A 25450-nucleotide genomic window follows, 5' to 3' on the forward strand; every position below is an offset into this window, starting at 1 on the left:
GACAGGATATTCCCGGGAGTAATACCACGCATGACCCATCAGCCCGCTTCCGTTCGCTGGCAATTGTGGATTGTAGCCTTCGGCTTTTTTATGCAAGCGCTGGATACCACCATCGTCAACACAGCCTTGCCTTCTATGGCGGTCAGCCTGAATGAAAGCCCGCTACGGATGCATGCGGTGATCGTCGCCTATGTTTTGACCGTCGCGATGCTGCTGCCTGCCAGCGGCTGGCTGGCAGACCGAATTGGCGTTCGCAATATTTTCTTCTCCGCCATTATGTTGTTTAGCCTCGGCTCACTGCTTTGCGCCCGCTCCACCACCCTCAACGAGTTACTGTTTTCCCGCGTGATTCAGGGTATCGGCGGTGCCATGATGGTGCCGATTGGACGCCTGACGGTGATGAAGCTGGTGCCACGCGATCAATATATGGCGGCGATGACCTTCGTGACATTGCCGGGGCAGATAGGCCCGCTGATGGGGCCAACACTCGGCGGTTTCCTCGTCCAGTACGCCAGCTGGCACTGGATTTTCCTGATCAACATTCCGGTAGGTCTGGTGGGTGCCTTCGCCACCTGGTGGCTGATGCCTAATTTCACCATGCCACCGCGCCGCTTTGACCTACTCGGCTTTGTTTGTCTGGTGATCGCAATGGGCACCCTGACACTGGCGCTAGACGGCCAAAAAAGCCTGGGGTTGTCCGTCTTAGCGTTGAGCGCACTGGTGCTGACCGGCGTTCTGGCGCTACTGGGTTACTGGTGGCACGCCAGAGACAACGAGCAATCGCTGTTCAATTTGCGTTTATTTGATACCCGCAGCTTTAGCATCGGCCTCTTCGGCGGCTGGCTGGCGCGCATCGGCAGTGGCATGCTGCCGTTTATGACGCCAGTATTTTTACAAATTGGTCTGGGCTACACACCGTTTCACGCCGGGATGATGATGATCCCGCTGGTACTGGGCAACATGGGCATGAAACGGATCGTGGTGCTGATAGTTAACCGGTTCGGCTACCGTGTGGTACTGATCGCCTCGACACTGACGCTGGCGCTGGCTACGCTGCTGTTCGCGCTGGTCGCACTGATGAACTGGCACTGGATGACGCCGGTAGTGCTGCTGTTGGTTGGCATGGTCAACGGCATTCGCTTTTCCACCATGAACACCCTGACGCTCAAAGACCTGCCGGACGACCTGGCCAGCGGCGGCAACAGCCTGCTGTCGATGTCGATGCAGCTCTCCACCAGTATGGGGGTCACTATCGCCGGTCTGCTGCTCGGCATTTTCGCCAATCAGCATCTGGCGAGTGGTACGCCGCAAACCCATACCGTCTTCCTCTATACCTATCTGTGCATGGTGGCGGTGATGGCATTCCCGGCGCTGATTTTCAACCGGGTGCCGCCCGATACCGTTCAGCAGGCGACGCTGACGCGCCCCTCATGAGGTGAATAATGAGATTCGGCATTACTGCCAGACTGTTTCTGGCCATTTTTTCCACCTGCATGCTGGTGCTGATCATCATGCACTTCGGTGTCCGGCTCAGTTTTGAAAAAGGGTTTATCGACTACATCCGCCGAGGTAATGAACAACGGGTGGTACAGATTCGTGGCTGGCTGGAAGATCAGTACCAGCAGTACGGCAATTGGGATTTTCTGCACAACAATGAACGCGGTATTTTCCCGATGCTGCGCGCGATGGAGCAGAATAACGACGAGGCCATGCAGGCCTGGCGTACCCGATTTTGGGTCACGGATGAGAACCGTCGTCGCCTGATAGGCCCACCGATCCCGATGCCCGCGGGCAGCACCTGGCAGCCGTTAATGTCGAAAAAGCGTATCGTTGGCTGGCTGGTCGCCGCCCCGGTAGAAGGGCTGACCCGTAGTGCCGACATCAATTTCGATCGCCAGCAACAACGCACCAGCTGGCTGATCGTCGCGTTTACCACGCTGTTGGCAGCCATGGTGACCTGGATGATGTCCCGCGGATTGCTGTCGCCAGTCAAACGGCTGGTCAATGGCATTCACCAACTGGCCGGCGGCGATTTCAGTACCCGGGTTACCGCCAGTGGGCGCGACGAGCTGGACAGGCTGGCGCAAGATTTTAACCAGTTGGCCTCGGCGCTGGAGAAAAACGAGCAGTCACGCCGGGCGTTTATGGCCGATATTTCCCATGAATTACGCACACCACTGGCGGTGTTGCGTGGCGAACTGGAAGCCTTACAGGATGGCGTTCGGCGGCCCGATACCGCAGCGTTTGGCTCATTACAGGCGGAAGTTGCACTGCTGACCAAGCTGGTCGACGATCTTCATCAATTGTCGTTATCTGACCTGGGCGCGCTGGCTTACCGTAAATCGGCCATTAACGTCAGCATGCTGCTGCAAGTGTCGGTAGCGGCGTTCAGAGAGCGCTTTCAACACAAAGGTATTCAACTGACCACTGACTTTCACCCCGAAGCGGTGGTGTTTGGCGACCCAGACCGCCTGAACCAGTTGTTCAACAACCTGATGGAAAACAGCCTGCGCTACACGGACGATGGCGGGCAACTGGAAGTCGACACCGAACTCCGTCCACAGCGGCTGATTATTCACTGGCGCGACAGCGCCCCCGGTATCAGCGACGAACAACTGGCGTTGATCTTCGAGCGTTTCTACCGTGCGGAAAGCTCACGCAACCGTGCCAGCGGTGGCTCCGGGCTGGGGTTGGCCATTTGCGCCAATATCGTTGAGGCGCACGATGGACGCCTGTATGCTGAGCATTCAGCGCTCGGCGGCGTACAAATCACTGTCGAGCTTCCATTGCACCTATCCTGATACAGGAACCGACATGACCGCATCCTCTTCTGCAACGGTGGGTGATGAAAACCTGCCAGTGCTGATCGTTGAAGATGAGCCCAAACTGGCACAGTTACTGGTGGATTACCTGCAAGCATCAGGTTACCGCACCCACTGGCTGACACAGGGAGAAGACGTCGAACCCTGGGTGCGTGAACACCCCTGCCAGCTTATTCTGTTAGACCTGATGCTACCGGGCCGCGACGGTCTGACACTCTGCCGTGCCATTCGCGGTTTTTCCAATGTGCCGATCATTATGGTCACCGCGCGTACCGAAGAAATTGACCGGCTGCTGGGGCTGGAAATCGGTGCCGACGATTATATCTGTAAGCCCTACAGCCCGCGTGAAGTGGTCGCTCGGGTGAAAACCCTGTTGCGCCGCTGTCGCTGGCAACATGAACCGTTACCGAATGATGTCTTGCCCGCGTTGCTGATTGACCAGAATCGTTATCAGGCCAGTTACCTTGGCCGTCATCTGGAACTGACGCCCGCCGAATTCCGGCTGCTGAAAACCCTCTCTGCCGAACCGGGACGCGTCTTTTCACGCGAGCAGTTGCTCGATCATCTGTACGACGATTACCGGGTGGTAACTGACCGTACCATCGACAGCCATATAAAGAATCTGCGTCGTAAGCTGGAAATATTTGACCGGGAAACGTCGTTCATTCGCACGGTTTATGGCATTGGTTACCGCTGGGAAGCCGCCGCCAGTCAGGAAATATAACGCCCTCGCCCATTGGCGGTACGCCGTCAAAGAAACTGTCTGACTCGGTTAAAAATTTGCAATTCTCTATTGGCTCATGGCTGCTAGCATAATCACATACAAAAATGATGATAATGAGGGTAAACATGTCGGGATTAGTCAATGGCAAGTGGGTCGATGGCGATGTAGCGGCCGAAGAAATCAAAGGCGGGGCTTTCCATCGCCAGGAAACCCGATTCCGAGCCACTAAGCTGGTACCGGAGGCGGGACGATATCAGTTATTTGTCTCGTATCTTTGCCCATGGGCCTCCCGCACGACGATTTACCGTAACCTGAAAGATCTCGGCAATGTGATTGCCTTATCGGTTGCAGACCCTTGTATTGGCGAGCAGGGTTGGGAATTCAGTACTCCTCAGGATGCTGGCGAACAGGTCGCGCCGGTGCGCTACCTGCACCAGCTTTACACCGCCAGTGACGCGCATTACACCGGGAAAGTTTCGGTTCCCGTACTGTGGGACCGCAAAGAAGGCCGTATCGTCAATAACGAGTCGTCGGAAATCATCCGCCTGCTTAACCATGACTTTAACGATTTGACCGGTAACTGTCTGGATTTTTACCCAACGGATCTGCAGGCGGAAATCGACCACTGGAACAGCCTGATTTACGACAACATCAATAACGGCGTGTATAAGACTGGCTTTGCTAAAACACAAGCACACTACGACCAGGCGGTAACGAGCTTGTTTGCAGCACTGGATACCGTGGAAGCACACCTGGCGCATCACCGCTATCTGGTGGGCGACACCCTGACCGAAGCGGACTGGCGGCTGTTTGTGACGCTGGTGCGTTTTGATGCGGCTTACCACGGTGCCTTCAAGTGCAACATCCGTCGGCTGGCGGATTACCCGCACCTTTCAGGCTATCTGCGCGAGCTGTATCAATGGCCGGGCGTCAAAGACACCGTCAGGCTGGACGACATCAAAGCCGGTTACTACAGCATTCGCTGGCTCAACCCGACCGGTATTATTGCAAAAGGGCCGCACGTGGACTTCGATCGCCCGCACCAGCGTGAGTTGATTGGCCCCTCAGCCGGTATTCGCTCCCTCTAATCTTCATTCTCGGCCAGGAAGCACTGGCCGTGAAGCATCATGTCCATCAGTAGAGCAACAGCTCAATGGACGCACTTTCTGTAAGCCGACTACTGATTTTTCCCGCCGTTGGCGTTAGAATCTGCCGCCTTTACTGTTCCCGCCCGGGAACAGCCTGACCTGAGATCAGACTTGAGAAACCACCATGTTTAAACCGGAATTACTCTCTCCGGCCGGTACGCTGAAAAATATGCGTTACGCCTTTGCTTATGGCGCTGATGCAATTTATGCCGGCCAGCCTCGCTACAGCCTGCGTGTGCGCAATAACGAATTCAACCACCAGACGCTGGCGCAAGCCATCAATGAAGCCCATGCGCTGGGTAAGAAGTTTTATGTGGTGGTTAACATTGCGCCACATAACGCCAAACTGAAAACCTTCCTGCGTGACCTGCAACCGGTGGTCGACATGAACCCGGATGCGTTGATCATGTCTGATCCAGGGTTGATCATGCTGGTACGGGAAAATTTCCCCCAGATGCCGATTCATCTGTCGGTACAGGCCAACGCGGTCAACTGGGCGACGGTGAAGTTTTGGCAGCAGATGGGGCTGAGCCGGGTGATTTTGTCACGCGAACTGTCGCTGGAAGAGATTGAGGAAATCCGCCACCAGGTGCCGGAGATGGAGCTGGAAGTGTTCGTTCACGGCGCACTCTGTATGGCCTATTCCGGCCGCTGCCTGTTGTCTGGCTACATCAATAAGCGCGACCCGAATCAGGGCACCTGTACCAATGCCTGCCGCTGGGAATACAACGTGCAGGAAGGTAAAGAAGACGCGGTGGGCAACATCGTACATATTCATGAACCGATTGCGGTCACCCAGATAGACAGCGCTCAGCCGCAGCCCACGCTAGGCATCGGTGCACCGACCGATAAAGTCTTCATGCTGGAAGAAAAACAGCGACCGGGCGAATACATGAGCGCGTTTGAAGACGAGCACGGCACCTACATCATGAACTCACGCGACCTGCGCGCCATTCAACACGTAGAACGCCTGACCAACATGCAAGTCGCCTCGCTGAAAATTGAAGGCCGCACCAAGTCGTTCTATTACTGTGCCCGTACCGCACAAGTGTACCGCCGCGCTATCGACGATGCTGTCGCCGGTAAGCCGTTTGACCCAACGTTGCTGCAAACGCTGGAAGGCCTCGCGCACCGTGGTTACACCGAAGGCTTCCTGCGCCGCCACGTTCATGAGGATTACCAGAATTACGACTACGGTTACTCGGTGTCTGACCAGCAGCAGTTTGTCGGGGAATTCACCGGCGAGCGGCGCGACGGTCTGGCGGAAGTGGCGGTCAAGAACAAATTCTCTCGTGGTGACAGCGTGGAGATGATGACGCCGGGCGGCAACGTCCAGTTTACTATTGATACCCTGCTTAATAAAAAAGGTCAGGCTGTCGAGGTGGCGCCAGGTGACGGCCACACCGTGTATCTGCCAGTGCCGGACGATATCGACCTGGAATACGCGTTACTGCTGCGCAACCTGTCGGGGACAACCACCCGTAATCCGCATGCAAAATAGCAAAAAAGTGACACAATCGTGCCAATTGTGACATTTTTTAGAATCAGATCACATCAATGGCACGGGTGACTGGTTATTATTGCAGCGCTGAGAAAATACAAAACGAAAAATAAGCGTAGTTATGCTACTAGGAACCACCTCCTTGGCCAGCTCAATCTCCCTTGAGCTGGCTTTTTCTTTGCGCGCTATTCACGTTTCAGACGTGGGCTATTCACCAGATAAAGCGTGATCACCAAAATCAGGATCGCCCCGGCATAGGTGAAGGTATCCGCCGGATTTTTATGGTCGACAATAATCAGCCGTACAATCGCGGTGATACCGATGTAGATGAAATAGCGCAGCGGGAAGTGATAGCCGGAGAGAAAATACTTCACGATCAACGCCAGAAACTCAAAGTAGAGGAAATAAATCACCAGGCTTTCGATCAACATATACGACGACTCTTTTTCATTACTGACCAGCAGTACCGTCGCCAAATGCCAGGTTTCCTTAGCCAGGAAAACCACCAGAATCGCCGCCAGCACCAGCAGGCCGAAATTGAGTATCGTCTGCAATCCTCTGGCAATCATGACCGCACGCGCAGACCCCGCCATAAGCCACTCCTCAACGCTAGACTCAGAGAAAATACGCCCCAAAAAAACAGCCCCTGAAGACCTCGGGGACGTCAGTGTCGCCATCTGGCAATAACCTGACGGAGATCACAAAATTACCGGGTCATCAGCGAGCTGTCTATGCAATATTTTTTACTACTTATCTGATTTTCTTATCGCTTTGATCAGGCAGCCCTCATCACCACCAGCGGTGAAAATGGTGCACCGGACCGATGCCGTGGCCGACTTCCAGCGAGTCGGCCTGTTCCAGTGCGCCTTGCAGGTAGGCCCGCGCTGCAGACAGGGTGTCGAACCAGTTATCATGACGCGGTCGTAACGCTGCCAGCGCTGCCGACAGCGTACAACCGGTGCCGTGCGTATGCCGGGTGTTCACGCGCGGTGTGCTTAGCCGAACGGGTTCGGCGTGTGGCATGAACAACCAGTCCGGACTTTCCTGGTCACTAAGGTGCCCGCCTTTCATCAGCACCGCCTGACACCCCATCGCCAATAGCGCTTCGCCTTGCTGACGCATCCCGTGTTCATCGTCGGCAGGCGCGCACTGTAGCAATGCCGCCGCTTCAGGCAGGTTAGGCGTGATCAACGATACCCGCGGTAACAGCAACTGACGTACCGCTTCCACCGCCTCCGCCGCCAGCAGCGGATCACCGCTTTTGGCCAGCATCACCGTATCCAGCACCACGTAGGGCACCGAGTAACGCAGCAGCCGGTCGGCCACCGTTTCTACAATATCCGTCTGAGCCAGCATGCCAATTTTCGCGCTGTCAATGCGGACATCGCTCAGCACAGAATCCAGCTGGGCTGCGACAAACGTCGGTTCAATGCGGTAAACCGACTGCACACCACGGGTATTCTGTGCCACCAGTGCGGTAATCACACTGGTGCCATACGCCCCCAGTGCCGAGAAGGTTTTCAGGTCAGCCTGAATACCGGCACCACCGCTCGGGTCAGTACCGGCGATCGTCAGCGCGTTGATACGTTTCATACCAGCGCCTCCCGCTTCAGGGTATAGAGCGCATCCAGAAACGCGGGAATAAAACTCCCCGGCCCCCGTGCCTGCGCCGCCGCCAGTTGCCCGCAGTGAGACATCACCGCACAGGCGGCGGCCACATGACCGAGGCGGTCGCCTTCCAGCGCACAGAAGCCCGCGACCACCGCCGACAGCGCACACCCGGTGCCAACCACCCGGGTCATCAGCGGGTCGCCGCCCGGTATCGCCAGCACCCGATCGCCGTCAGTCACATAGTCCACCTCGCCGGTGACCACCACGCAGGTGGCCCAGCGTTGTGCCAGGGCTATGGCGCAAGGCAAGGCCGCCAGCACATCGTTGCCGCTGTCCACACCACGTCCGGCGGACTGTTCGCCCGCCAGCGCCATTACTTCGGAGGCGTTACCACGGATAGCCGTTGGCTTCATCGCCAGTAATTCAACGGCAAATTCAGTGCGAAAACGCAGGCCACCGACCGCGACCGGGTCCAGCACCCAGGGTGTACCGGCGTTGATGGCACTGGTTACCGCGGCACACATCGCTTGCGCACGGTCAGACTCAAGCGTCCCCAGATTAATCAGTAACCCATCGGCCAACGCACTAAACTGCGCGGCTTCACCGGCATCGACCACCATCGCAGGCGAAGCGCCTAACGCCAGCAACACATTGGCGGTAAACCCTTGCACCACCTCATTGGTGAGACAATGCACCAGCGGTGCGCGTAAACGGAAAGCATCGAGAGAATCCGCGACGGACGCGGCAGGGAAACGTACAGGTCGAGCGTTCATAAACCTCCCAACCGGCGTGAAAGAAGGCGGTACCGGTGGGATACCGTGACTTCCCTACGCTGGCATTATCCAGTTCAGGTAATACGGGTATTTCTCAGCCCCGCTTTTCATAAAGGGGCACCCCGAGTCAACGAACGCTATTATTGGGAGTATTGGATAAAAAGGTCAATCAACGTCAGCGAAACCGCGCCAAATAAGCTGGATTCAAACGCTCACTCAGCGCCCCTCTCACCACCTCATACCTGAACAGGTCTTCATAACGCCGCCTGGGCGATCAATCCCCTCAGCCATTGGTGTGCCTGATCGCGATGCCAGCGTTCATGCCAGTACATCGCCATCTCAAATCCCGGAAGCTCGATGGGGGCGGTCGCAACCTGTAGAGCGGTCTGGCCGCGTAGCAACCGGGATGGCAGCATAGCGACGAGGTCGGTAGTGGTCAGTACGGACATCATGAACAGAAAATGCGGCACAGATAGCACCACTTTTCGTGTTAACCCTCTCTCCATCAGCGCGACATCGGTTGTACCGTGAAAACCACCGCCATCCGGCGACACTATCACATGCTCTAACTGACTGAACTGTTCCAGCGTTAATGGGTCGCATAGCTGTGGGTGCCCAACCCTGCCAGCCAAGACATAGTGTTCACGAAAGAGCACACGCCTGCGCATCGCCGGGTGCGCCATGTCACTGGTATGCAACGCCAGGTCGATATCGCCTTGTTCCATTCGCTGCAACATAGCGGATGGCGGTGTTTCCAGAATCGCCAGTCGGGTATGGGGTGCATCCTGACGCAGTTGGTTCATAACCGGCAGCAGAATCGTCGACTCGCCATAGTCGAACGCCGATATCCGCCAGATATTTTCGGCAGTCTTCGGATTAAACGGCGCGGAAGGCGCAATAGCCTGCTCAAGAGACTCCAGCGCCAGCCGCAGTGGCTCCCGTAATGCATCCGCTCTGGCGGTGGGTGTCATTCCTCTGGGACCGGGCAACAGTAACGGATCATCAAAAATAGCGAGCAGTCGCGCCACGTTACTGGTCACCACCGGAGGATGGGAATCACACTATGGACCTCGCGGCATCAACGGGCCTATTGATGATGTGCTGTTTCCCATCCAGCACGGCATATTGTATTACCCCGGTTTTGAGGTGATGCCCCCCTTTGTGGTCTACCACACCAGCCGTATGGATGAAGCCCGTTACCAACACACCTGCGATGCGTTGAAGCAGCGTCTCGACACGCTGTGGCATGACGCCCCCATTCGTTTTCGGCGGCAAAACGCCGGGGACTACACCATCCCGGCGCTGACGCTAAAACCAGAGATTCAGCCGGATGGTAGCGGCTTTGCGATTCATACGGATAATGCCTGAGGCAACTGGTGCGATAGCTCTTCCTCCAGCAGTTGTTTCAAGCGCGCCGTGGCATCAGGCAAGTTGGCGGGTGCCTGCAACAAGGCAATGCCTATTTCGGGCAATGGCGGCAACCGGTTATGGGTCGCCGCCGTGAGAGACGACGGCATGCCGACAGCAGAGCGTACCGTAACGCCCAATCCCGCATTCACCGCCGCCCAGATGCCGCTAAGACTGCGGCTGACAAACACCACCCGCCAGGGGATACCGGCCTTATCCAGTGCGTCGGTTCCCCGTCGGCGCATCAGGCATGGCGCTTCAAACATCACCAGTGGCAGAGGCCGTCCGGTCTCCAGATAGTCCGCTATCTCAAACGAGGGGTGACGAATCCAGCGCATCGGCAGATGCGCCAGTGCGGCAATACCCGGCATACTCTCCTCATCAAGCCAGCTTAACGCCAAATCGAGCTGTTGCTGGCTTATCGCCTCACACAGCTCACGGTTGCGGGCAATACGAGCGCTGATCTGCACTCCCGGATAAGCGCGGGCAAAACGGCCAAGCACATCCGGCATCAGACTTTCACCAAAATCTTCCTGCATACCAAACCGCACTTCCCCTTCAACACGCGCTCCGCGCACGGCATGCATGGCCTCATCATTGACCGCCAGAATGCGATGAGCGTAATTCAACAAAATCTCGCCGCTATCCGTGAGCTTCAGGTGACGCCCATCCTTACGCAGCAAGGTGGCATCACATTGCTGCTCCAGTTTTTTCAGATGTGCGCTGACCGCAGATGTTGAACGGCTAAGCTGCTGCGCGGCCAGCGCAAAGCTGCCTAACTCCACCCCGGCGACAAAACTGCGCAGCGCATCCAGATCCAACGTGACGAGTCTTCTCATATTTTTAATCCTGCTTTTCAGGACGATCCATGCTGAATATTTCGATTTTAAAAACCATAGCACAAAGACACAATCCCTTCATCGCCATGAACAGAACACCACAGGAGAATGCTATGCCACAGCCACTTACCCGCGAAACACTGCAACATGTCGCCCCGAAACTGGCACAACTCAGCAACGACGTCTTGTTTGATGATATCTGGCAACGGCCAAACCTTTCTACTCGTGACCGCAGTCTGATTACCGTTGCTGCACTGATAGCGCTGAACCGCCCGAACCAATTGTCCTGGCACCTTGATTTCGCCAGCCGCAATGGCTTGCACCATGATGAACTGGTGGAAGCCATCACGCATCTGGCGTTTTATGCAGGCTGGCCTGCCGCTGTCTCGGCGCTGGAATGCCTGTCGCAGGAGGGATAAAACATGCCGTTTACCCGCATTATCGTTCAGGCCGGGCGTCCCTCGCATGAATTGCACCAGATTGCCGACCTGTTTCATCAGGCATTGGTAGAAGAGTTTGACGTTCCCGCCGATGACCGTTTTCAGGTTATCGAAGAACAACCCGCCGGGATGTTGCATTACGCATCGCATTACCAGGCCGGTACGCGCTCCGAACGTTATACGCTCTTTCACATTACGGCAGGCAAGCCACGCAGCCGCGAGCAAAAACGCGGTTTTTACCGGCGATTGCAACAGTTGTTGCACACGCAACTCGCACTGCCACCCGATGATGTGATGGTCGTTATCCAGTTCACTACGCCGGACGACTGGAGTTTCAGCCGCGGCGTCATGTATCAACAGGAGGCATGATGATCGTCATGCAATACAGTTTTGTCCTGCCAGCGGACTACGATATGGACACCATCGAACAACGTATTGCCAGGAATGGGGCGAAGCTGGATGGGTTTGCCGGATTACTGTTTAAAGCTTATCTGTACGCAAAACGTCACGATCCGGATATTCCCTCGGTTGCCAACCTGTACGCACCGCTTTATGTCTGGAAGCACAGTCAGGGGATGGCGGCGTTTTTGCAAAGTCCCGGTTTTGCCGCGCTGACGCGAGACTTTGGCTGGCCACAGATCGATTGCTGGCTGGCGGGCAAAATACCGCAACCCAGCGAGGTGAAAGCGGGGGCTATCGCCCAGCGTGTCATCACACCGATTCCGCCTTATAGCCACCTGCCGGACTGGCTGAGTGGCGACGCGCAAGCGATGCTGACAGCATGGGATGCCAGCCACTGGCGTCAATTACAAATGGATTTTTTGCCCTTGCCCGCAGCGGCCACCACGGCGGGTGACAGCACGCAGCGCTACCGTATCGGTTACGTTGCCTGTTGAAGGCATCGCTATATCATCAAGATTCAGCCACCGGCGGGGTACAGCGCAGCCCCGCCGTTTCACACGGCATGGTGATAGACCGCTTCGATGTTGTAGCCATCGGGGTCACGCACAAAAGCGGCATAATAATCAGGATGATATTGAGCACGCACGCCGGGCTGGCCATTATCCACCCCGCCCGCCGCTACCGCAGCGGCAAAAAAGGCATCGACCTCAGCTCGTGATTCGGCACTGAAAGCAAAATGTGTTGTCGGCGGTGATGACAGCTCACCTTGAAAAATCCAGAATTCACCACCCGGATCGGAAGACTGCCCGTATCCCATCAACACGCCAAAGCTCACGGCGAATTTCATGTCTTTGACCTGCTCATAACCGAGTGGCTTTAACGCCTGTTCATAAAACTGACGGCTACGCCGTAGATCAGACACCGGAATACTCAGATGATCCAGCATACTTCCTCCCTCTGGCGATTGAATTCTGTGTTTTTTCGCTCCCGTTCGCATCCTGCACGACGCGGAAGTACCAACATAATCGCGTTAACAGCGGGGAAAGATGATCCAGATCTATAAAAATCGCCTATTTATTCATTAAAAGTGATTTTTTATTTATTCATTACCGCCATGGCATCACCGCCACAGTTCCTTCGCCGTTGCCAGAAAAACGCAACCTGCGCAGATATGGCGGCGTTAGCGATCACTCCTCATGCTTTGTCGCTTTGTCGTACCCCAGGCGGCCGATAAACGGCAAGCGCAAAGCTGGCGGATTGAAATCCACGCCCAGATTGGCGCTTAATATATTGATTTCGATACCCTCCTCCGCCCCTACCGTCAGGCCCAATATGCCCAGTAACGACACCTGCAACCCCCTTCCCGACGGCGGTAATCCAACCGGGTGTGTCAACGCGCGGAAATCCTTACCGATGGCATTGGCTGGCAGATCCAGTTTCAGTTCGGGGACTTCGCGGCCGATATGCGCCATGAAAGTATTGCTATTCGGGCCGGGCCAGGCGTGATAAGTATGCGGCCAGGGGTAGCTGCTAATTGCCGCTTCTATTTTCGGGATCATCGCGGCGGCACCCGCCCCACGATGTTCAACCAGTAGCCGCGGCATTGAACCGAACCAAAACCCGTCAGGCACCGAATCGTTACGACGCACGACATCATCGCCCCCCCAGCCGATCACTTCATAACGCTGGTAACGGGTTTCACCGGCTTTTTTAACGATGATCCAGGGGTGAACAGCCACCAGACCACGCCAGCCGTAAGTGGGTGCAGCATAGACCTGTACGATGGCAATATGACTCAATGCCACAGGATCTGGCGCGATACCGGCAGAATCACGCCGTGCCGTCCAAACCCCTTGACTGGAGAAACGCGTCTTCTCTTCGCTCCATGAAACTTGTGCCAGACTGCGCCCAAACGACAACACCACGATGGCGATAAAAACGAAACCTAATACTTTGAGATAATTCATCGATGCGGTTTTCTCCAGAAACAGGCGGGCAAGTCCACGGGCAAGAGTGCAATAGTCATAGCGATAACGTTCGTGGTGATAACGATCATGGCGATAACCATCATTGCGGTAACATAGAGTGCCAGGCACCAATAACCAAGAGAAAAATCATTGATGAATACTGAGATAGCGTTATCCGCCAGCCAGCAAAATAACAATATTCTCCGTCTTGCCACCGCTCAGGCGCTGGCGGGTGCCAACTCAGTTGTCTTTTACACCACGGGCGCGATTGTTGGTAATGCCATTGCCCCTGACAGCACGCTGGCGACACTGCCGATAACGGTGTTTGTTTTGGGGATGGCGGCGTGCATTTTGCCATTCGGGGCGCTGGCCAAAAAGCAGGGCCGCAAAGCCGTATTTATGGCAGGGACAGGCTCCGGTATCGCCACAGGGCTGACGGCCGCGTTGGCGGTCGTCATTGGCTCTTTTTGGCTGTTTTGTCTGGCTGCATTTATGGGCGGAGCCTATGCCGCGGTAGCGCTCTCGTTTCGTTTTGCCGCGACGGACGGCGTGGCGAAAGAGCGGCGGGCACGAGCCCTTTCTCTGGTCATGGGCGGCGGTGTGCTGGCTGGTGTTATCGGCCCGATGCTGGTTACCAGCACAATGAATTTCTGGCCTCCTCATACCTTTGCCATCACCTTCATCGCACAGGCGCTGGTTGCCGCCGTATCCGCGCTGGTGCTGCTTGGCGTCACCTCACCCGAACCGGTAGCGTACACCCAAGCCGGTGGCCGCCCGCTACGTGAGATTGTTCGCCAGCCCGGTTTTTCCCGCACGGTATTTAGCGGTGCCATTTCTTATATGCTGATGAATTTTCTGATGACGGCTGCGCCACTTTCCATGCACATGCACGGCCTATCCCAACACGCCTCGAATCTGGGTATCCAATGGCATGTGATTGCCATGTACGCACCGGGCTTTTTTACCGGCAAACTGATCCACCACTTCGGTGCCAGACGTGTTGGTGCAGCGGGTTTAGTTATCACCGGGTTGTCAGTCATGGCAGGGTTGGCCGGAACAGACGTCATGCATTACTGGCTTTCGCTGATTTTACTGGGCATTGGCTGGAACTTTGGTTTTACCGGCGCGTCGGCGAAAATCATCGACTATCACCGCCCCGAGGAAAAAACGCAGGTGCAGTCGTTTAACGATTTCATCGTCTTTGGCGTCATGATCGTCGGGTCTTTCTCCTCCGGCGCATTGCTGAACCTTTTTGGCTGGAATGCCGTACTGTGGGGCTCGCTGGTGCCGGTGATAGCAGCCCTTCTGGCATCAGTGATGACAAGCAGAGCCAAAGCGGCCTGACCCAAACCGCTTTAGTCATCCCCAGAGATTCGTATGTGGTACCTGCACGGCGTTGCTCAGATGCCAATCACATTCTGTTCAGAGATAATAATCATTTGTCATTTTCGATACTGTGAATAAACGCATTGGATTTGCCACAGCCGACAGTCCTTGCATTTACGAAATCCTTTCATCCACCTGTTCATAGGGCGTTTTCTTACTACCAGTACGCTCTGGGAGGCGACAGCATAACAATGGCAGGCGTAGCCCTGCTCATTCTCATAAATAAGATAAAATTCTATATATTTGCTATTTGCACCACCACCGCCTACCCTCTCTGAAAAGGGATAAGGGACAGAAGGATACTGACAGAGGATAACCAAAGAAGGCAGGAACGCAGGCGAAGGTTTCTGCTTAATACAAGGAGAACTCGTCATGAATTTCCAACCCAAATATGCCAGTAGCGAATTGCCGAATCCGGTCGAGGCTGTCGCTGAGTTTGCCAGCCAGATTGGCCACGAAGGCATTGATACCGTGATTTTTTTCTGTTCTCCAGACTACGACCTGGACGTTTTGGGCCGAGAGCTGAAGAACACATTCTCCTGTCCCTGTATAGGCTGTACATCCTCTGGTCAGATTGGTACCAAAGGCTTCCAGCACTCCGGGCTGTTGGGGCTCGGATTGGGCGGAGGCTTTCGTACCCGCTTTTTCATAATTCACCCGTTGGTTAATTACACCCCGGTTATAGCCGATATTGCCGAAGCCATTCGTCTTGATACGGAGGCCAGGCCGAACCTAAATCGCTTCGGCCTGCTGCTGGTAGACGGCCTTTCGATGGTTGAAGAGCGCCTGACGGCAAATCTCTACCAGCAGATAGGCAACGTTCCTATCATCGGTGGATCTGCTGGCGATGACCTGCGTTTCGAAAAGACGCACGTCTATGATGGAAATGGACAATTCATTTCCGACGCAGCAGTCTTCGCCGTTATCGAGACCAGTTCGCCCGTCACCACCTTTAAGGTCCAGCACTTCGAACCTAGCGAGGTGGAACTCATCATCACCGAGGCCGACCCGGAGAAGAGACTCATCCTTGAGATAAACGGCGAACCTGCCGCTCAGGTTTACGCGGAGGCCCTGGGGCTCACGGTGAACGAATTGACGCCAACCGTCTTTTCCCGCAATCCGCTGGTGCTTTCTTTCGGTGATGAGCCCTACGTCCGCTCCATCCAGAAGTGGAACGAAGACCTCTCTCTCACGTGTTACTGCGCCATTGAAGAAGGGCTGATCATCGCCATCGGCAAAGCGGAGGACCCAGTCCAAACCTTCAAAGCGGCTTTTGACAAGGTCCGTGAGACCATCCCTGATCCTGCGGTCATCATCGGTTGTGATTGCATCCTGCGTCGCCTCCAGTTCGAACAGGAAGGACTTGAACAACAGATTGGCGACGTCATGATGCAAAATCGGGTAGTGGGTTTTTCCACTTACGGCGAGCAATATAACGGATTGCACGTGAACCAGACATTCACGGGCATCGCCATCGGAGGACAAGACGTTGACTGAAGAAATATTTTCCGAAACGTCCACCATAGGGCTGTCCGTCGCCGAATACGAACGTAAGCTCGCCGCCCGGGACAAAACCATCGACGTACTTAAGCGCCGCATCGCACAAGAGGCGAGGCACAGTCACGCAACACCGTTTGCCATCCTGGAGCAGAACGTGGGCCTGGAGAAGGTGGTCGCCCGCAAGACCCTGGAGTTGGAGAATGAACGGCAAGAGTTAGAAAAAGCCCTGACCGAGTTGCGCTTCACCCAGGCCCAGTTGCTGCAGGCGCAGAAGATGGAGTCGATAGGCCAACTCGCCGCCGGCATCGCCCACGAAATCAACACGCCAACCCAATACGTCTGTGACAATGTGGGGTTCGTTAAGACCGCCACCATTTCCCTGCTCAGCTTGTTGGACTCCGCTCTGGCTCTGGCCGAGACGGCGCGAGAAAAAATGACTGAAGATCCCACGGTGGTGGCATTCGACGCGGCCCTCAGGCGCACTAAAGTGGAGTTCCTGCGCCGCCAGATCCCAAGCGCTTTAGACGAATCACTTGAAGGACTGGGTCATATAGCCAAGATAGTGGCCGCCATGAAGGAGTTCTCCCATCCGTCTCATAACGAGAAGGAAATGGTAGACGTGCGCGAGATCATCAACACGACGGTAACCGTCGCCCGCAATGAATGGAAATACGTGGCGGAACTTGAGACACACTTCGAGGACGACTTGCCGCAACTGCCGTGTCTGCGTGACATGATTAGTCAGGCCATTCTCAATCTGGTAGTGAACGCTGCCCACGCCATCGCAGATACCATCCAGGAAGGCGTCAAAGAGAAAGGCCATATCATCGTATCAGCAGCACGAAATGGCGAGCATATGGAGATCCGAATCAAAGACGATGGCAGCGGTATTCCAGCCGGGATCCGCAGCCGCATCTTCGATCCCTTCTTCACGACCAAAGCCGTAGGCAAAGGCACAGGCCAGGGTCTCGCCATTGTCTATTCGACTGTGGTAGACAAACATGACGGGCAGATCCGCTGCGAGTCGCAAGAGGGTGTGGGCACAACGTTCATCCTGCAACTGCCCCTTCACTGCCACAAAGAGGATTGCCCTGCATGCAAGTGATGTTCGTCGATGACGAAAGTCGGGTGCTCTCCGGTATTGAACGGGCTCTCATGATGCAAGACACCGACTGGGAGTGTCGCTTCGCCAATAGTGGACAAGAAGCGCTTGCGATGCTGGAAGAAAAACCGGCTGACGTGGTGGTATCCGACATGCGCATGCCCTTCATGGATGGTGCAGAGCTGCTTTCTCAGGTACGCAATCGTTGGCCCGGCACAATACGTATCATCCTGTCTGGCTACTCTGAACCTGAAGCCACCTTGCGCATGCTGGACGCGGCCCATCGCTTTGTTCCCAAACCCTGCGACAGCACGGTGCTGCAAGCGATGATGAGCAACGCCCTGGCCCTGCGAGACCGGTTTAAGGACCCAGCTCTGGTCGAGATAGTGGGCCGCACCAGTCAACTACCTGCAGCGCCCAACGTGTTCACCGAAATATGCCGCCTCCTTACCAACCCTGACAGCGATACACGGCAGATAACCGAGCTTCTGGGCCGTGATCCGGCCTTGAGTGCCAAGATTATGCAGCTTGCTAACTCGGCCTATTTCTCCAGAGGCGGTCAAATTAATGATATCGGTAACGCCATTACCCACCTGGGCCTGGATCAGGTGAAGCTGCTCGTCCTGTCTTCTCAGGTTCCGGCAGATGCGAAGACGGCCCCTTATGTAGACCAGCTACAACAGCACGCCCTGCTCGCCTCCACCCTGGCCGCCCGCATTTCCGGCCATCAGGGACCAGAAGCGACCGCCGCCTTACTCGCCAATATTGCGCTGCTGATCCCCGAACTGAGGGAGCCCGACTATCAAGACACCACAACTCGCGGCAATACCTCCGTACAGGCTGCGGCAAGCGCGTATCTGTTGGCTTTGTGGGGATTACCCATGGATATCGTGGAAGCTGTGGCGTGTCACCAGCAGCCATCCCGTTTCGCGAATAACGCCTCCGGCGTAGCTGGTACCGTACATGTCGCGGTCGCTCTTGCCAATAACAGCGATCTCGATCTGGACTATCTAGAACAAACTGGCGTGCTGAACAAGCTGCCCTTGTGGCAGAAAATGCTCGCCCACACGCAGGAAACTCTCAATGACTGAAACTGCCTTGCCCCGGGTGCTGTGCGTAGACGATGAACCTAATGTCCTCGCCGCGATGGAACGTAACCTCTTTGGCGAATTCGATGTAGTAGTAGCTCCCAGTGGTGAAGCTGGTCTGGACGCCGTTCGCTGGGGCAAGCGTTTTGCCGTGATCATGTCCGACATGCGTATGCCTGGCATGGACGGTGCCACTTTCCTGTCCAAAGCGCGGGAAATCTCCCCCGACAGCGTGCGCATTCTTCTCACCGGGCAGGCCGATGTGGAATCCTCCATCGCGGCCATCAACAAAGGGGCCATCTTCCGCTACCTCTGCAAACCTTGCCCCAAGGAGGATCTGGTTTCAACGCTTAACGACGCCGTCAGCCAGTACCGCCTAATCTGCGCGGAAAAAGAATTATTGGAAACCACCCTTACCGCCTCGGTCAAAACGCTGACCGACGTACTCGCTATGGTTGCTCCATGGGCTTTCCAGCGTGCAGCTTTCGCCCAGTCTTGTGTCCGCCACGCACTGCCTAAGCTAGAGTGGCCCGATGCCTGGATATACACCATTGCCGCCTCATTGAGCCAAATCGGCTGCGTTGGTATCCCCATCGACATCGTCCAGGCCGATGCAGCTCAGCGCGAGCTATCGGAGGACGAGAAAAAACTCCTTCTGGAACACCCGGATGTCGCCGGTCGTCTGGTAGAACACATTCCCCGCCTTGAGCTGGTAGCCGAGATTATCCGCCATCAGGCCAGGACGGCCCCGTCCACCGCCCCCACAGAGGTTATCCGCGGCGCTCACCTCTTGCGTGCCGCTCTCGAGCTGGAACGTCATGCGGCCCGGGGACTAGGTCTGGAACACCCGGGAGAAATTCTGCGCGCGGTAAAGCCGCCGATCCCCGAGTACATCATCAAAACCCTGACTAATTTTCGCGCTAACGTGGCCGGCGTTCGCTCTGCACGTATTAGCGAATTGAAGCCCGGCTGGGTGGTGGATGAAGACATCCGGACCACCAACGACTTAATGGTGCTCACCAAAGGCCATGAACTCACTGACACCGCGATTTCCGCTCTTCAGCGTCTCCTCGCTGTCAACGCCGTCAAAGAGCCGATACGGGTACGTGGCGTTCCAGACTCAGAGCCGTTGTGAGTCTGGGTATGTGTTCGTCGGGCACAGCTTATCCTGAGAAAGCGCCGCTATGGCGCTTTCTGGTTTATGCGCCCAGTTACCCTGGTTTACAAACTGCACACCTGCCCCGCTTCATTCAATGCGAAAATATTCGTAATATATTAAATAATATAGTTTCAGCGGATGCCCTCTATGTCCTACTCCATCGGCGAATTTGCCAGACTTTGCGGTATTAACGCCACGACGCTCAGGGCATGGCAGAGTCGCTACGGTCTGCTCAAGCCGCTGCGCACCGAAGGTGGGCATCGGTTATACAGTGATGCGGATGTCCAACAAGCGCTGAAAATCCTCGACTGGGTAAAAAAGGGGGTTCCGGTCAGCCAGGTCAAACCGTTGCTGGAACGCCCGCAAGCGCGGCGAAGCAATAACTGGGCGACCTTGCAGGAAACCATGCTCCTGCGCCTTAAAGAAGGCCGCATCGAATCGCTGCGCCAGCTTATCTACGACACAGGCCGCGAATACCCCAGGCCGGAAATGGTCGATGAGGTGCTACGCCCGCTACGACGCCAGGTATCGGCCAATACTCCCGCGATGATGACGCTGCGCGAAATACTCGATGGCCTGATTATTTCCTACACGTCGTTTTGCCTCGAAGGTGACAGAAAAGCGCCTGGCGACAATTACCTGATTGGCGGCTGGCAATTGACCGACCCGTGCGAAATCTGGCTGGAAGCGCTAAAACGTACCGGACAGGGTCACCGCATTCATGTCCTGCCGCTTTCGCCTGCCATACCTGCACCGGAAATTTTCCCGGACAGACAATGGTTACTGGTCACCAGTGGGAAGCTCACCGTGGCGCGAAAAAAGCAAATCGACAAGTGGCGTGAACACGTGGCGTCACTGGAGATTATCTTATTAGAGGCCACCTCAGCCGCGTAAACGCTGCCTTACCTCGTATTAAAAAACCCTGCCGCATTCGTCTACCGCCAGCGTTTCACGGTTAACGATTCACGTGGACAGGGTATCCCCCGACAAGCCACCTCTCATCACCCATCAAAACCATCGGTTACGGTGTGAGTTTAATTCATTGAATTTAAGTGAATATTAAAATTAATTTCGAAAAAACTTAGACAAAAATTTAACTTTGTGTAAGTTTTATATCTATACCATGTTGATTCAGGATTGCCCGAGACAAGGGTAACGCGCATGAGCACACTACAACCTGTATTCGATGAGTTTGCTGACTTTTATGCCTCGCTGGCTACCCAACCTCTGGAGAGGCTGTCTGCGCTCTATCACCCGGATGCGGTACTGACCGATCCATTTGGACAGCATCAAGGGCTACCAGCCATCCAGCACTATTTTTCATACCTGCTGGAAAACACCCGCTACTGTTATTTCATCGTTGATGCCCCGCTCTTCGACATCGGGCGCTTCGCCGTGAGCTGGACGATGCACTGGTCACACCCGCGTATCGCAGGTGGAAACATGTTGTCATTGGCCGGCTGCTCCCTCATCGACATAGAACGCCAACACCACCATCAGCAAGCCCGTATCACATATCAGCGTGATTACTACGACGCCGGAGAAATGCTCTACGAACATCTTCCGGTACTGGGGTGGGCGCTTCGCCACGTAAAGAAGAAGGTTCGTTCATCATGACAACCGTACTGATTACCGGTGCCAGTTCGGGAATTGGCGAAGCGCTGGCGAAATCCTTTGCCGATGATGGTCACACCGTTATTGCCTGCGGCAGGGATATCGAACGCCTGAGCGCACTGAGTCAGTACAGTCCGCATATCACCATTCGTCAATTCGATATGACAAATAGTCAGGCTTGCCATGCGGCACTGGCCGATTGCCGCGTCAATCTGGCCGTGCTCTGCGCCGGAACCTGTGAATATATCGACAACGGTGTTATCGACCCGGAACGGGTATCACGGGTTATGAACACCAATTTCATCGGCCCAATCAATTGCCTGTCAGCCTTGCAAAGACAACTGGATCCCGGCAGCCGTGTGGTGCTGGTCAGCTCCATGGCGCACTGGCTCCCCTTCCCGCGGGCAGAGGCATACGGCGCGTCAAAAGCCGCGCTGAGCTGGTTTGCTGAAAGCCTGCGGCTGGACTGGGAACCCAAAGGCATCGCCGTCACCGTCGTTTCGCCAGGCTTTGTCGATACCCCACTTACCCGTAAGAACGATTTTTCGATGCCCGGCCTCGTCACCGTTGAACAGGCAGTAACGGCGATACGACGCGGCATTACGGCAGGGAAATCACATATCGCCTTTCCAGCCGGGTTTGGCGCACTACTGCGTCTGCTGTCGTGGCTCCCCGGCATCGCTCAACGCGCACTGCTGCGCAGGATGGTAAGACCATGAAAATCGCTATTATCGGCAGTGGCATCGCCGGGTTGACCTGCGCATGGCGGCTGGCCGGGCACCATGACGTCATCATGCTGGAAGCTGGCCCCATCCCCGGTGGTCACACCGCCACGGTGGATGTCACCACGCCCTCGGGCACCTATGCCATCGATACCGGTTTCATCGTCTATAACGATCGCACCTACCCGCGCTTTATGGGGCTATTGAGCGAACTGGGTATTAGCGGGCAGAAAACGGAGATGAGCTTTTCGGTGCATAACCCGGCGAGTGGGCTTGAGTATAACGGCCACTCACTGCGCTCACTGTTTGCGCAGCGCAGCAATCTGGTTAACCCCCGATTTTGGGGGCTGTTAAAAGACATCGTCCGGTTTAATCGTCTGGCGAAACAGGCGGTAACACAACCGGTCGGTGACGACGAAACACTGCACACCTTCTTGTCACGCCACCAATTTAGCGCCTTTTTCGCCCGTCACTATATTTTGCCGATGGGGGCGGCGATCTGGTCCTCCTCCTTGCAGGAAATGCGCCGTTTTCCACTCGCCCTGTTTTTGCGCTTTTTTGAAAACCACGGGCTACTGGATATTACGCAGCGCCCTCAGTGGTACGTTGTGCCCGGCGGCTCGCGGGAATACGTTCGCGCCCTGCTCAACCAGTTGGAAAACCGCTTCACGCTTTGCGTCAACTCGCCGGTGCAACGCGTCGTACGCCACGATCAGGGGGTGGATATCTGCCTGGCGGACAACACCATGACCGTCGATCAGGTGATTTTCGCCTGCCACTCCGGGCAGGCACTCGCCCTGCTTGATGAACCCAGCCACGCAGAGACAGAGATTCTGGGGGATATCGGCTGGCAACGTAACGAGGTGGTACTGCACAGCGATAAACGTTGGCTACCGGTGCGGCCCGCTGCCTGGGCCAGTTGGAACTATCGCCTGCCTCACGACGATCAGGCCAGCGCCTGTGTCACCTATAACATGAATATTTTACAAGGGTTGCCGGAAGGCAGCCCCTTGTTCTGCGTCACCCTCAACCCTGACGCCCCGATTGATGAACGCGATGTGTGGCAGCGCTTTGTCTATGAGCACCCACTGTTTACGCCGAAAAGCTGGCGGGCGCAGTCACGACGCGCCGAAATCAACGGCCAGCGACGTAGCTGGTTTTGTGGGGCTTACTGGTACAACGGGTTCCACGAAGATGGAGTACGCAGCGCGCTGGATGTGGTTAAAGGCATCGCCGATGGGAGGAACGATGAATAGCTGTCTCTATCGCGGCGTGTTGCGCCACCGGCGTTGGCAGCCGCGCGAACATCAGTTTTGTTATGACGTCTTTCTGGCGTATCTGGATCTCGACGACCTGGATAATCTGCCGTCGTTAGGCATCCGCCGTAATCAATTTGCCACCGTCGCCTTTTACGACAGCGACTACCCGCTGGGTACGCCGCTCAAAGAAAACGCCCTGAATCGGCTGGCGGCACTGACCGGTGAACACCCTGACGGCAAAGTGATGCTATTAACCCAGTTGCGCTATCTGGGCTTTCATTTTAACCCGGTGAACTTTTATTACTGCTTTGACGCCAGCGAAACCCTGCGCTGGATCCTGGCTGAAGTGCGCAACACCCCGTGGAATGAACGTCACTATTATGCGGTTAACGCGCAAGAGACCCGCCCCATCGCCAAAGCGTTTCACGTTTCTCCGTTCAACCCGATGGATATGGTCTATCACTGGCGGTTCAACTGCCCCGGTAAAACGCTGCATATGCATATCGAAAATCATCAAACCGTGGATGAAAACCAGCAGGATGAAAACCAGCGGGATGAAAAAATATTCGATGCCACGCTGACGCTATCGCGTAAGCCATTAACCCCCCTGCACTTGCGCCAGATGCAAATTAGCATCCCCTTCATGACACTGAAGACCGTGGTGGCGATTTACTGGCAGGCACTGTTGTTGTGGCTCAAGCGTGTGCCAATTCATAACCACCCCACCAGCAGGAGTGAACGCTCATGACTGACCCCGTTTTTGCGCTTGAGTCCGATGTACCGCGCACAGCAACGATGCGCTTTGCACGCTGGCTGTTGTTCCGCCTGTTGTCGGGTATACAGCAAGGTTCGCTGACCCTCCACGAAGGCAACCAGAGCGTCCATTTTGGTGATACCGCCTCACCCCTGCGTGCCGAGGTCAACATCCTTTCACCCGGCATTTACGCACGCCTGCTGACCGGCGGTAGCATCGCGGCGGCGGAGTCCTGGATGGAGGGTGAGTGGGAAACCGATCAGCTCACCGAACTACTGCAGATCATGGCCGCGAATGCCGGGGTGCTGAGTCGGCTGGAAAATGGCTTTCGTGTGCTGGGCCAACCCTTTCAGCGACTGTGGCACTGGACGCGTCGCAATCGTCGCCAGCAGGCACGCGAGAACATCGCCGCCCATTACGATCTCGGCAATGCGTTTTACCAGCAGTTTCTTGATGAAGGACTGCTCTATTCCAGCGCGTTATTCACCCCCGACACGCCGGATCTCGCCAGCGCGCAGCAAGCCAAAATGCGGCGTTTGTGCCAAGAGCTGGCACTGACGCCGGACGATCACCTGCTTGAAATCGGCACCGGCTGGGGGGCGCTGGCGGAGTTCGCAGCACGTCATTACGGCTGTCGGGTCACGACCACCACGCTCTCTCAGGAGCAGTATCACTATGCGCTAGCACGTATCGCCCAGGCCGGCCTGCAAGACCGGGTGACAGTGCTGTTGTGCGACTACCGCGATCTCACCGGTCAGTTCGACAAACTGGTGTCCGTCGAAATGATTGAAGCGGTCGGCAAAGCGTTTCTGCCACAGTTTTTCAAGACCTGTCAGGCACGCCTGCGTCCGGGTGGAAAAATGGCGATTCAGGCCATCACCATTCAGGATCAGCGCTATCACGATTACAGCAAAAGCGTTGATTTCATTCAGCGCTACATTTTCCCCGGCGGCTTTTTACCCAGCGTCACCGCCATCAGTTCCCTGATGACGCGCCATACCGATTTTGTACTGCGTAACCTGTTCGATATGGGGCCGCACTACGCCCAAACGCTGGCACACTGGCGACAGCGCTTCCTGCTGGCCTGGCCGGAAATAGAACGGCTGGGGTTCGACACCCGGTTTCGTCGCATGTGGTTGTACTACTTCGGCTACTGCGAAGCTGGATTTAACGCGCGCACCATCAGCGTGGTGCAATTGACCGCCGAGCGGGTGTGACATGCACGCGCTACG

Annotated in this window: 25 protein-coding genes, 2 pseudogenes and 1 riboswitch; of the genes and pseudogenes, 20 read left to right on the top strand and 7 right to left on the bottom strand. The window is 55.8% G+C overall.

Features of this window, described 5'->3' with window-relative positions:
• The first annotated feature begins 30 nt into the window (after positions 1–30).
• From mdtD to trhP, 5 genes are all read left to right on the top strand, one after another.
• Positions 31–1434, top strand: a complete 1404-nt coding sequence (mdtD, locus tag FAZ14_RS03860; protein ID WP_153508055.1) for an MFS transporter — start codon at positions 31–33, stop codon at positions 1432–1434.
• Between the two features lie 8 nt (positions 1435–1442).
• Complete coding sequence (baeS, locus tag FAZ14_RS03865; protein WP_153508056.1) at positions 1443–2801, top strand: envelope stress sensor histidine kinase BaeS; 1359 nt, start codon at positions 1443–1445, stop codon at positions 2799–2801.
• 13 nt (positions 2802–2814) lie between these two features.
• Positions 2815–3546, top strand: a complete 732-nt coding sequence (gene baeR, locus FAZ14_RS03870) for an envelope stress response regulator BaeR (RefSeq protein WP_153508057.1) — start codon at positions 2815–2817, stop codon at positions 3544–3546.
• 125 nt (positions 3547–3671) lie between these two features.
• Positions 3672–4634, top strand: a complete 963-nt coding sequence (locus FAZ14_RS03875; protein WP_016943322.1) for a glutathione S-transferase family protein — start codon at positions 3672–3674, stop codon at positions 4632–4634.
• A 184-nt stretch (positions 4635–4818) separates the two neighbouring features.
• The gene (trhP, locus tag FAZ14_RS03880) at positions 4819–6195 is read left to right on the top strand and encodes a prephenate-dependent tRNA uridine(34) hydroxylase TrhP (RefSeq protein WP_016943321.1); all 1377 of its coding nucleotides are present in this window, start codon (positions 4819–4821) and stop codon (positions 6193–6195) included.
• Between the two features lie 185 nt (positions 6196–6380).
• Here the strand turns inward: trhP and psiE are convergent, their stop codons facing one another.
• The 4 genes and pseudogenes from psiE to FAZ14_RS03900 form a co-directional block, all read right to left on the bottom strand.
• On the bottom strand, positions 6381–6788 hold the full coding sequence (gene psiE / locus FAZ14_RS03885) for a phosphate-starvation-inducible protein PsiE (protein WP_016943320.1): 408 nt from the start codon (positions 6786–6788) through the stop codon (positions 6381–6383).
• A gap of 196 nt (positions 6789–6984) precedes the next feature.
• The gene (thiD, locus tag FAZ14_RS03890) at positions 6985–7788 is read right to left on the bottom strand and encodes a bifunctional hydroxymethylpyrimidine kinase/phosphomethylpyrimidine kinase (RefSeq protein ID WP_153508058.1); all 804 of its coding nucleotides are present in this window, start codon (positions 7786–7788) and stop codon (positions 6985–6987) included.
• On the bottom strand, positions 7785–8579 hold the full coding sequence (gene thiM / locus FAZ14_RS03895) for a hydroxyethylthiazole kinase (RefSeq protein WP_153508059.1): 795 nt from the start codon (positions 8577–8579) through the stop codon (positions 7785–7787). The genes thiD and thiM overlap by 4 nt, the downstream gene beginning before the upstream one ends.
• Before the next feature lie 34 nt (positions 8580–8613).
• Positions 8614–8714: riboswitch (TPP riboswitch) on the bottom strand.
• A 119-nt stretch (positions 8715–8833) separates the two neighbouring features.
• A pseudogene (locus tag FAZ14_RS03900) lies at positions 8834–9625 on the bottom strand (LysR substrate-binding domain-containing protein); the annotation flags it as partial.
• Between FAZ14_RS03900 and FAZ14_RS03905 the strand changes: the two are divergent.
• A pseudogene (locus FAZ14_RS03905) lies at positions 9564–9947 on the top strand (NAD(P)H-dependent oxidoreductase); the annotation flags it as partial. The pseudogenes FAZ14_RS03900 and FAZ14_RS03905 overlap by 62 nt on opposite strands.
• Here the strand turns inward: FAZ14_RS03905 and FAZ14_RS03910 are convergent.
• On the bottom strand, positions 9929–10825 hold the full coding sequence (locus tag FAZ14_RS03910; protein WP_038925352.1) for a LysR substrate-binding domain-containing protein: 897 nt from the start codon (positions 10823–10825) through the stop codon (positions 9929–9931). The pseudogene FAZ14_RS03905 and the gene FAZ14_RS03910 sit on opposite strands and share 19 nt — an antisense overlap.
• 113 nt (positions 10826–10938) lie before the next feature.
• Between FAZ14_RS03910 and FAZ14_RS03915 the strand changes: the two genes are divergently transcribed.
• Genes FAZ14_RS03915 through FAZ14_RS03925 form a run of 3 tightly spaced genes read left to right on the top strand, consistent with a single transcriptional unit; the run spans position 10939 to position 12161 of the window.
• Entirely contained in the window at positions 10939–11244 is a 306-nt protein-coding gene (locus tag FAZ14_RS03915; RefSeq protein ID WP_016943314.1) for a carboxymuconolactone decarboxylase family protein, read from the top strand.
• Between the two features lie 3 nt (positions 11245–11247).
• Positions 11248–11634, top strand: a complete 387-nt coding sequence (locus FAZ14_RS03920) for a tautomerase family protein (RefSeq protein ID WP_016943313.1) — start codon at positions 11248–11250, stop codon at positions 11632–11634.
• The gene (locus tag FAZ14_RS03925) at positions 11634–12161 is read left to right on the top strand and encodes a DUF4865 family protein (RefSeq protein ID WP_153508061.1); all 528 of its coding nucleotides are present in this window, start codon (positions 11634–11636) and stop codon (positions 12159–12161) included. Before FAZ14_RS03920 ends, FAZ14_RS03925 begins: the two co-directional genes overlap by 1 nt.
• Before the next feature lie 59 nt (positions 12162–12220).
• Here FAZ14_RS03925 and FAZ14_RS03930 read toward each other — a convergent pair whose 3' ends face one another.
• Positions 12221–12613 carry a VOC family protein gene (locus FAZ14_RS03930; RefSeq protein ID WP_012885668.1) on the bottom strand — a complete coding sequence of 131 codons (393 nt, stop codon included), beginning with the start codon at positions 12611–12613 and terminating at the stop codon, positions 12221–12223.
• Between the two features lie 241 nt (positions 12614–12854).
• On the bottom strand, positions 12855–13634 hold the full coding sequence (locus FAZ14_RS03935) for a DUF3750 domain-containing protein (RefSeq protein ID WP_016943311.1): 780 nt from the start codon (positions 13632–13634) through the stop codon (positions 12855–12857).
• A 153-nt stretch (positions 13635–13787) separates the two neighbouring features.
• Here FAZ14_RS03935 and FAZ14_RS03940 point away from each other — a divergent pair, with 153 nt between their 5' ends.
• The 11 genes from FAZ14_RS03940 to FAZ14_RS03990 all read left to right on the top strand — a co-directional run bounded on the left by FAZ14_RS03940 (position 13788) and on the right by FAZ14_RS03990 (position 25435).
• Positions 13788–14978, top strand: coding sequence for an MFS transporter (locus FAZ14_RS03940; RefSeq protein WP_153508062.1), 1191 nt, complete (start codon positions 13788–13790; stop codon positions 14976–14978).
• Between the two features lie 414 nt (positions 14979–15392).
• Positions 15393–16517 carry an FIST N-terminal domain-containing protein gene (locus FAZ14_RS03945; RefSeq protein ID WP_153508063.1) on the top strand — a complete coding sequence of 375 codons (1125 nt, stop codon included), beginning with the start codon at positions 15393–15395 and terminating at the stop codon, positions 16515–16517.
• Positions 16510–17625 carry a sensor histidine kinase gene (locus FAZ14_RS03950; protein WP_016943308.1) on the top strand — a complete coding sequence of 372 codons (1116 nt, stop codon included), beginning with the start codon at positions 16510–16512 and terminating at the stop codon, positions 17623–17625. The genes FAZ14_RS03945 and FAZ14_RS03950 overlap by 8 nt, the downstream gene beginning before the upstream one ends.
• Complete coding sequence (locus tag FAZ14_RS03955) at positions 17616–18713, top strand: HDOD domain-containing protein (RefSeq protein ID WP_016943307.1); 1098 nt, start codon at positions 17616–17618, stop codon at positions 18711–18713. Before FAZ14_RS03950 ends, FAZ14_RS03955 begins: the two co-directional genes overlap by 10 nt.
• Entirely contained in the window at positions 18706–19845 is a 1140-nt protein-coding gene (locus tag FAZ14_RS03960; protein ID WP_016943306.1) for a response regulator, read from the top strand. Before FAZ14_RS03955 ends, FAZ14_RS03960 begins: the two co-directional genes overlap by 8 nt.
• Positions 19846–20016: 171 nt before the next feature.
• Positions 20017–20763: a MerR family transcriptional regulator gene (locus FAZ14_RS03965; RefSeq protein ID WP_153508064.1), complete on the top strand. Its 747-nt coding sequence runs from the start codon at positions 20017–20019 to the stop codon at positions 20761–20763.
• Between the two features lie 267 nt (positions 20764–21030).
• Positions 21031–21486 (top strand): nuclear transport factor 2 family protein, encoded by a 456-nt coding sequence (locus FAZ14_RS03970; RefSeq protein ID WP_153508065.1) that lies wholly within the window; start codon positions 21031–21033, stop codon positions 21484–21486.
• Positions 21483–22202, top strand: coding sequence for an SDR family NAD(P)-dependent oxidoreductase (locus FAZ14_RS03975; RefSeq protein ID WP_038905222.1), 720 nt, complete (start codon positions 21483–21485; stop codon positions 22200–22202). The genes FAZ14_RS03970 and FAZ14_RS03975 overlap by 4 nt, the downstream gene beginning before the upstream one ends.
• Positions 22199–23461, top strand: coding sequence for an NAD(P)/FAD-dependent oxidoreductase (locus FAZ14_RS03980; protein ID WP_153508066.1), 1263 nt, complete (start codon positions 22199–22201; stop codon positions 23459–23461). The genes FAZ14_RS03975 and FAZ14_RS03980 overlap by 4 nt, the downstream gene beginning before the upstream one ends.
• On the top strand, positions 23454–24212 hold the full coding sequence (locus FAZ14_RS03985) for a DUF1365 domain-containing protein (protein ID WP_153508067.1): 759 nt from the start codon (positions 23454–23456) through the stop codon (positions 24210–24212). Before FAZ14_RS03980 ends, FAZ14_RS03985 begins: the two co-directional genes overlap by 8 nt.
• Complete coding sequence (locus tag FAZ14_RS03990; protein WP_153508068.1) at positions 24209–25435, top strand: SAM-dependent methyltransferase; 1227 nt, start codon at positions 24209–24211, stop codon at positions 25433–25435. Before FAZ14_RS03985 ends, FAZ14_RS03990 begins: the two co-directional genes overlap by 4 nt.
• Positions 25436–25450: the final 15 nt, after the last annotated feature.

It is taken from the genome of Dickeya oryzae (assembly GCF_009372235.1).
In the GTDB taxonomy this organism is placed as follows: Bacteria; Pseudomonadota; Gammaproteobacteria; order Enterobacterales; family Enterobacteriaceae; genus Dickeya; species Dickeya oryzae.